Annotated in this window: 5 protein-coding genes and 1 pseudogene; 3 read left to right on the forward strand and 3 right to left on the reverse strand. The window is 67.2% G+C overall.

What is annotated here, in order from left to right:
- Nucleotides 1-41: 41 nt before the first annotated feature.
- Nucleotides 42-170, forward strand: a pseudogene (locus JMF90_RS12725) (alcohol dehydrogenase); the annotation flags it as partial.
- 36 nt (nt 171-206) lie between these two features.
- On the opposite strand, the gene JMF90_RS12730 reads toward JMF90_RS12725, so the two are convergent.
- Together JMF90_RS12730 and JMF90_RS12735 are read right to left on the reverse strand one after the other, a co-directional pair.
- Entirely contained in the window at nt 207-1,370 is a 1,164-nt protein-coding gene (locus JMF90_RS12730; RefSeq protein WP_011548053.1) for an MFS transporter, read from the reverse strand.
- 223 nt (nt 1,371-1,593) lie between these two features.
- Nucleotides 1,594-3,774, reverse strand: a complete 2,181-nt coding sequence (locus JMF90_RS12735; RefSeq protein WP_041489407.1) for an ornithine decarboxylase — start codon at nt 3,772-3,774, stop codon at nt 1,594-1,596.
- Nucleotides 3,775-4,282: 508 nt separating this feature from the next.
- Between JMF90_RS12735 and JMF90_RS12740 the strand changes: the two genes are divergently transcribed.
- Both JMF90_RS12740 and potE read left to right on the forward strand, forming a co-directional pair.
- Nucleotides 4,283-6,583 carry an Orn/Lys/Arg decarboxylase N-terminal domain-containing protein gene (locus JMF90_RS12740; RefSeq protein ID WP_041489406.1) on the forward strand — a complete coding sequence of 767 codons (2,301 nt, stop codon included), beginning with the start codon at nt 4,283-4,285 and terminating at the stop codon, nt 6,581-6,583.
- Between the two features lie 65 nt (nt 6,584-6,648).
- Nucleotides 6,649-8,034 carry a putrescine-ornithine antiporter gene (gene potE / locus JMF90_RS12745; RefSeq protein WP_011548049.1) on the forward strand — a complete coding sequence of 462 codons (1,386 nt, stop codon included), beginning with the start codon at nt 6,649-6,651 and terminating at the stop codon, nt 8,032-8,034.
- 3 nt (nt 8,035-8,037) lie between these two features.
- On the opposite strand, the gene JMF90_RS12750 is transcribed toward potE, so the two are convergent.
- A partial coding sequence (locus JMF90_RS12750) for a substrate binding domain-containing protein (protein ID WP_201325141.1) occupies nt 8,038-8,549 on the reverse strand: 512 nt, incomplete at its 5' end.

An 8,549-nucleotide genomic window follows, 5' to 3' on the forward strand; every position in this document is an offset into this window, starting at 1 on the left:
GTAATAACTTCGTATAGCATACATTATACGAAGTTATACGAGTCGGTATCGGCGAGGCCGACCTGCCGAGGATGGCGTCGGACGCAATGCTGCAGACGCGCCTGCTCGTGAACAATCCGCGCGAGGTGACCGAGGCCGACGCGCTGGAGATTTACCGGCAGGCGTGGTGATGCGGCGAGCGGGCGTGGCGCGTCGCCCGGCACGATTCAAGACGCGCGCACGGCCTGCCGAGTGGGCCGTGCCGCGACCCACGCGCATGCCAGCGCGACGGCCACCAGCACGCAGCCGGCCGACGGTGTAACGAGCAGCGCACCGTGCCCGACGAGCACGCCGCCGAGCGCCGATCCGAGCGCGACGCCCGCATGCATCGCCGATACGTTGAGGCCGACGCTCGCATCGGCCAGCGTCGGCCCGGTGTGAATCAGATAGTTCTGCACGATCGGCGAGATCGACCAGCTGATGCCGCCCCACAGCATCATCGCGGGGACGAACACGAGCGGCGACGCACCGGCCGCCGGCAGCGCGGCCATCGCAATGAGAAACACGGCAGGGCATGCGCACAGCGCGCGCGCTGCGCCGAGCCGATCCGAGCAGAACCCGCCGAGCCACGCACCGGTCACGCCGGCCATCCCGAACGCAACGTACAAGCCTTCGAGCGCCGCCGCGCCGGGCGACAGCACGGCCTGCAGATACGGCGTGAGATACGCGAACAGCGTGAAATGGCCGCCGATCATTGCGATCGACACACATTGCGCGGCGAGCAATCGCGGTTGCGACAGCACGGCGCGATACGACGGCATGCCGGGCGTGCCGGCCGCGGCAGGCGTCATGCGCGGCAGCCCACGCGCGAGCCAGATCCCGAGCGGCAGCGCGGCCACCGCGATCGACACGAACACCGCGCGCCAGCCGGCCCATTCGGCGATGCGCATCCCGATCGGCACGCCGAGCACGAGCGATGCGCTGATCCCCATGAAGACGATGCCGATCGCACGGCCGCGTTGCGACACCGGCGCGAGTTCCGCCGCGAACCGCGTCGCGACGAGGATCAGCGTCGCGCAGCTCGCGGCCATCAGCACGCGCGCGGCGAACAGGCTCGCATAGCCGGGGCTTGCGGCGGCGCACAGGTTCGCGGCCGCGAACGCGCCGAGCGCTGCGAGCAGCGCGGTGCGCCGTTCGACCCGTGCGACGAACGAGGCCGCCACCAGCGCGGCGAGCGCGAACACGGCGGAGAAGATCGTGGTGAGCTGTCCGGCAGCGGCGATCGAGACGTGAAGGCCGGCGGAGATCGCCGGCAGGATGCCGACGCAGATGTTTTCGGCAACGCCGGCCAGGAACACGGCGGCGGCCAGCAGATACACGCGAACGTCCAACGCAAACCCCTCCTGTACGCGCGATGCGACGGCGCCGGGCAGGGGCGCGGCCGCATCGGATCGAATCGACGGATGGGTTTCGACGCGAGGCTTCGGTTATCCCGGAAAGGAGGACGGTACCGCACGGTCGGAACGCGCGCAAGTGCCGGCGCGCGGTCGTGGCGGCGCCGGGCGGCGGATGCGAAGAACAGGACGGTGGGCGGCACGCCGCCGCCCACCGCGCTTACATGCGCGACGCGTCGGCGCCGGCCGCGACCACGTAGGCCGACGCCTGCTTCGTGCCGTCCGGCTTCGTCTGCAGGTACACGCCCTGGATTTCCGGCTCGAAGCCCGGCAGTGCGTTGATCCCGGCTTCGAGCGCGCGGAAGTAGTCGAGCGCCGGGCCGCCCCACGCTTCGCCGGGCACCACGCAGAAGATGCCGGGCGGATAGGGCAGCGCGCCTTCGGTCGCGATCCGGCCTTCGATGCGCTCGAGCGTGACGAGCTCGACGTTGTTGCGGATCAGCTCGGCATTCGCGGCCTGCGGCAGCATCGCCTGCTTCGGGAACTGCGCGCGCCGGAACATCTGTTTCTGCAGGTGCTTCATGTCGTGGCTGCGGTAGAAGTCGTGCATGCGCTGGCATAGCTGCCGCAGGCGCATCGTGCCGTACAGCTCCGGATATGCTTCGCACAGCGACGGAATCGCTTCGCGCAGCGGTGTGTCCTGGTCGAGATGGCGCTCGAACTGCGCGAGGTGCGCGACCAGATGCTGCAGCTTGCCGAAGCTTTCCGACGGCGTGAGCAGGAACAGGATCGTGTACAGGTCGGCCTTCTCGGGCACGACGCCGTGCTCGCGCAGGTAGCGCGCGAGGATCGGCGCCGGCGCGCCGAACGGCGCGTATTCGTGCGTGTCGCGATCGATGCCTGGCGTGGTCAGCAGCAGCTTGCACGGATCGACGAAATACTGGTCGTCCGCATAGCCTTCGAAGCCGTGCCACGTGTCGGCCGGATGGAAGCGGAAGAAACGCAGGTCGTCGACGATCTGCTCGGTCGGATAGTCGGCCCACGGGCGGCCATCGATCTCTTGCGGGACGAACGGACGGATCTGCCGGCAGGTTTTCAGCAGCAGCTTGCGCGCGTCGACGCCGTGTGCGACGCAGTCGCGCCACAGGCGCTTGCCGGCCGGGCCCGCATGCATCTGCGCGTTGACGTCGAGCGCCGCGAACATCGGGTAGAACGGGCTCGTCGACGCGTGGATCATGTACGCGTTGTTGAAGCGCCGGTGATCGCAGAAACGCTTCTGGCCTTCGATGTGGCGATCCTTCTTGTGGATCTGCGACGTCTGCGAGAAGCCGGCCTGTTGCTTGTGTACCGACTGCGTGACGAAGATGCCGGGATCGTCGGGGCCGAGCGTGAGCATCAGCGGCGAGCAGTCCTGCATCATCGGAATGAACTGCTCGTAGCCGACCCACGCCGAATCGAACAGGATGTAGTCGCACAGATGCCCGATCCGGTCGACGATTTCGCGTGCGTTGTAGATCGTGCCGTCGTAGGTGCCGAGCTGGATCACCGCGAGCCGGAACGGGCGCGGCAGGTCGGCGCGCTCGGGCGCGACGTCGCGGATCGCGTCGCGAATGCGCGCTTCGCCGAGCGCCGCGCTGTCGACGCCGCCGATGAGGCCCCACGCGTTGCGCGCGGTCTCGAGGTAGACCGGCCGCGCACCGGACAGCACGAGCGCGCCGAGGTGCACCGACTTGTGGTTGTTGCGGTCGAACAGCACGAGATCGTCGGGCGCGAGCAGCGCGCTCGTGACGACCTTGTTCGACGTCGACGTGCCGTTCAGTACGAACCAGGTCTTGTCCGCGTTGTAGATCCGTGCGGCGTTGCGCTGCGCTTCCAGCGCGGGCCCTTCGTGGATCAGCAGGTCGCCGAGCCGGACGTCCGCGTTGCAGAGGTCCGCGCGAAACAGCGTCTCGCCGAAGAAGTCGAAGAACATCCGGCCGAGCGGATGGTTCGAGAAGAACTGGCCGCCCTGATGGCCCGGGCAGTCGAATTCGACGTAGCCGCGCTGCACGTAGTCGCGCATGACCTTGAAGAACGGCGGCAGCAGGTTCTCGCTGTAGATGTCGGCGGCGGCGGAGATCTGCCGGCCGTAGTAATGGCGGCCGCCGTGCCGGAGCTGGATCACGCCGCTCGCGCGCGGCAGGACCGACGGCGGCACTTCCTGGTCGGGCTCGACCGCGACGAAGAACGGAATCGCGAAACCGGTTCTCTCGACGGTTTTCAGCACCTTTTCCGCGGCATCGATGCCGACGACGATGGCCGCGATATTCGTGAAATCGGTCTGAAATACGTCGACCTGTTCATGCGTGGTGAGAAAGGCGCCGATCAGCGCCGGCTCGACTGCGATTTTCAACAGGCTCACGCGAACTCTCCGGTAAATGACCTGAAACGGGAGCCGCATTCGCGCCGGGACGCAATCGTGAACCGATACGCGCTACAGCCGATTGAAAACGGTCCCGCGAATGCTGAATGCCGATTGCGCATTGCACCTGAAAGCCTTGCGCGGCGCGGCACGAGCGCGATGGGGCAAGGCCCGGCGCAGCCGATCGTAGCAACAAAAGCACGCGGATTCAATCGATCGGAATCAGCAATTCCATGGCGGCATGAGCATGATCAAGTCATCGGGAATTGGCGTGCTGCAGCGCACATAAAAATGATCCAATGATGAAAATCCGATTCGAAAGGGCCGATTGTTTCACCGAATCGTCGGCTTCTCATCGAAAGGCATCCATGGCATAGTCGGCTCCGAACTGGATGGCGAATCAAGCCGGAATTGCGCGCGTCTCATGCCGCTGCCCGTGACTGCTTCCCGCGTGCTCGTGAGACGAACGATACCAATCGAAGAGCAACGCAACAGCGAGGGCAACATCATGAATACTTCCGTCGGCGGCATTCGCCGTCTCGGCATGCGTGCGCTACTGGTCGACGACGAGATCGCGCAGGAAACCGCGACCGGGCGCGCGGTCCGCACGCTGAGCGCGGAGCTCGCGCAACGCGGTGTCGACGTGCTGACGGCCACGTCCGCCGACGATGCCATCGTGCTGATCCGCTCCGATCCGTCGATCCAGTGCGTGCTGCTCGACTGGGATCTCGGCGTGGACGGTCACGGGCCGTCCGAGGCGGTGGTCGACGCGATCCGGCATCGCAACGGCAGCGTGCCGATCTTCCTGCTGGCCGACCGCAGCGTCGCGTCGACGGTACCGGCCGCGGTGATGGGCAAGGTCGACGATTTCGTGTGGCTGCTCGAGGATACGGCCGACTTCATCGGCGGGCGCATTCACGCGGCGATCGAGCGCTATCGCTCGACCGTGCTGCCGCCGATGTTCGGCGCGCTCGCGAAGTTCTCGCGCGTCTACGAATACTCGTGGCATACGCCGGGCCACACCGGCGGCACCGGCTTCCTGAAATCGCCGGTCGGCCGCGCGTTCTTCGAATACTTCGGCGAATCGCTGTTCCGCTCGGACCTGTCGATCTCGGTGGGCGAACTCGGCTCGCTGCTCGACCACTCGGGCCCGATCGGCGAAAGCGAGCGCTACGCGGCGCGCGTGTTCGGTGCGCATCGCACGTATCACGTGACGAACGGCTCGTCGACGTCGAACCGCATCATCCTGATGGCGAGCGTGAGCCGCGACCAGATCGCGCTGTGCGACCGCAACTGCCACAAGTCGGCCGAGCACGCGATGACGATGTCGGGCGCGATTCCGACCTACCTCGTGCCGACGCGCAACCGCTACGGGATCATCGGGCCGATCGCGCCGGAGCGCCTCACGCAGGTGGCGATCCGCGAGGCGATCGCATCGAACCCGCTCGCGGCCGGGCTGGCCGATCGCCAGCCGAAGCACGCGATCGTCACGAACTCGACGTACGACGGTCTTTGCTACAACGTGACGCGCGTCGAGGAACTGCTCGGCGCGAGCGTCGACCGGCTGCACTTCGACGAAGCGTGGTACGGCTACGCGCGTTTCAATCCGATCTACCGCGACCGCCATGCGATGCACGGCGACCCGCGCGACCACCACAAGGATCGGCCGACGGTGTTCGCGACGCAGTCGACGCACAAGCTGCTGACCGCGCTGTCGCAGGCGTCGTACATCCACGTGCGCGACGGCCGCAGCCCGATTCCGCATGGCCAGTTCAACGAAACGTTCATGATGCACGCGTCGACGTCGCCGAACTACGCGATCATCGCGTCGAACGACGTCGCGGCCGCGATGATGGACGGCCCCGGCGGCGCCGCGCTGACGCGCGAGTCGATCGAGGAGGCCGTCGCGTTCCGGCAGATGATCGCGCGGATGAACGGCGAATTCGGCGCGAAGGGAGACTGGTTCTTCGAATGCTGGCAGCCCGACACCGTGCTCGAGGCACGCACGGGCCGCACGCTGCCGTTCCACGAAGCGCCGCCCGAGCTGCTCGCGAGCGACCCGGCGTGCTGGGTGCTGCGCCCCGGTGCGCAATGGCACGGCTTCGGCAATCTCGAGGACGGCTATTGCATGCTCGACCCGATCAAGGTGTCGATCGTCACGCCGGGCGTGGCGCCGGCCGGCGGCCTGATGCCGGTCGGTATCCCGGCGAGCGTCGTCACCGCATATCTCGATGCGCGCGGGATCGTCGTCGAGAAGACGACCGATTTCACGATCCTGTTCCTGTTCTCGATCGGTATCACGAAGGGCAAGTGGGGCTCGCTCGTCAGCGCGCTGTGCGATTTCAAGCGCGACTATGACGCGAACCTGCCGCTCGACATGGCGATTCCGTCGCTCGCGAAGGAGCATGGCGCGCGCTATGCGGGCATGGGGCTGAAGGATCTGGCCGACACGATGTTCGCGGCGATGGAGCAGCTGGGCACGACGCGCCTGATGTCGGAGGCGTTCTCGATCCTGCCGAAGCCGGAGATGAGCCCGGTGCATGCGTACGAGCACCTCGTGCAGGGCCGCGTCGAGCAGGTCACGCTCGACGAGCTGGCCGGGCGCACGGTGGCCACCGGCGTCGTGCCGTATCCGCCGGGTATTCCGCTGTTGATGCCGGGCGAGAGCGCGGGGCCGGCCGGCGGCCCGGTGCTCGGCTACCTGAAGGCGCTCGAGGCGTACGACCGGCGTTTTCCCGGATTCGCGCACGACACGCACGGCGTGGAGGTCGAGGACGGCACGTACCGTGTGTACTGCCTGACCGCCTGACACCCGACCGGGCGAACGAACGAGCGACCGGCCGCACGGCGGCCTCACATCGAAGGATCGACACCATGGAAAACGCAGCGCACCTGGCCGACGCAGCCCCGGCGGCCGCGCAGAAGCACCGGATGAACGTCTGGCAGCTCACCGTTCTCACCGCGGTCAACATGATGGGCTCCGGCATCATCCTGCTGCCGTCGAAGCTCGCGCAGGTCGGCACGATCTCGCTGCTATCGTGGATCGTCACGGCCGGCGGCTCGCTCGCGCTGGCCTATGCGTTCGCGCGCTGCGGGATGCTGAGCCGCAAGCCGGGCGGGATGGGCGGCTACGCGGAGTACGCGTTCGGCAAGGCCGGCAACTACATGGCGAACTATACGTACGGGCTGTCGCTCGTGATCGCCAACGTCGCGATCGGCGTCACGGCGGTCGGCTACGGCACCGTGCTGTTCGACGCGACGCTGTCGCCGCTGCAGACGGGCCTGTGGACGATCTTCCTGCTCGTGCTGACGACGGTCGCGAATTTCGGCGGCTCGCGCATCACCGGCCGGATCGGCGCGGTGACGGTGTGGGGCGTGATCATTCCGGTCGTCGTCGTGTCGCTGATCGGCTGGTTCTGGTTCAGCGGCGCAACCTGGGGCGCCGCGTGGAATCCGAACCACATGCCGTTCGGGCCCGCCGTCGGCAGCTCGATCGCGGTGACGCTGTGGGCGTTCCTCGGGCTCGAATCGGCGTGCGCGAACTCGGACGCCGTCGAGAATCCGGAGCGCAACGTGCCGATCGCCGTGCTCGGCGGCACGATCGCGTCGGCGATCTTCTACATCGTGTCGACCAACGTGATCGCGGGGATCGTGCCGAATGCGATTCTCGCGAAGTCGAACGCGCCGTTCGGCATCGCGTTCGCGACGATGTTCACGCCGACCGTCGGCACGATCGTCACCGCGCTGATGGTGATCGCGTGCATCGGCTCGCTGCTCGGCTGGCAGTTCACGGTCGCGCAGGTGTTCAAGAGCTCGGCGGACGTCGGCTACTTCCTGCCGGTGTTCGCCCGCGCGACGCGCACCGGCACGCCGATCGTCGGCATGGTGATCCTGCTGGTCGCGCAGGTCGCGCTGGCGCTGATGACGATCAGCCCCGAGCTGAGCAGCCAGTTCCAGAAGATCGTCGATCTCGCGGTCGTCACGAACCTGGTGCCTTACGTGATGTCGATGGCCGCGCTGATCACGATCCAGAAGGTCGCGAAGGTGCCGCCGGGCAAGGCGCTCGTGACGAACGTGATCGCGATGGTCGCGACCGCATACAGCTTCTACGCGCTGTTCAGCTCGGGCGAGCAGGCGCTGATGCTCGGCGGCCTGTGCGTGTTCCTCGGCTGGACGCTGTTCGGCTTCGTCAGCGCGCGCTTCTACCAGATGGAAGTCGACGCGCACGTGAAGGAGCCGGGGAAGTCGCTGCAGGCGTGACGGCTAGCGCTGACCTTGCGTCAGCAGCGGCGGGAGTTCGCTTTTCAGCAGATCGACGACGGCACGCACGCGCGGCGGCAGCGGCCGTTGCGCGTGCACCAGCACGTTGAGCGCGAAGTCGGGGACGTCGTAGTGCGGCAGCAGGCGCACGAGCCGGCCGTGCGCGAGCGCGTCGGCGCAAGCCGGGTGCTGGACCACGCCGATGCCGCCTCCCGCCGCGATCGTGTCGAACATCGGGCGCCAGTGGCTCGCGGTCATGACGGTGCGGATGCGTGCGTATTCGACTGCGCCGCCGTCGTGCCGCAGCGGCACCTGTTCGTTCGCGAACACGCCTTTCACGCGGATGAACGGATGGTTCGCGAGATCGGCCTTCGTATCGATCGGGCCGTGCCGCTCGAGATACGACGGCGCGGCCACGAGCATGCGGCCAACCGCGCCGAGTGCGTACGCGACGAATCCGCCATCGCCGAGCTGGCCGACCCGGATCGAAATGTCGACGCCCTCGGTGACCGGAT

The sequence above is a fragment of the Burkholderia sp. E168m23 genome (assembly GCF_016586125.1).
Classification (GTDB): Bacteria; Pseudomonadota; Gammaproteobacteria; order Burkholderiales; family Burkholderiaceae; genus Burkholderia; species Burkholderia orbicola.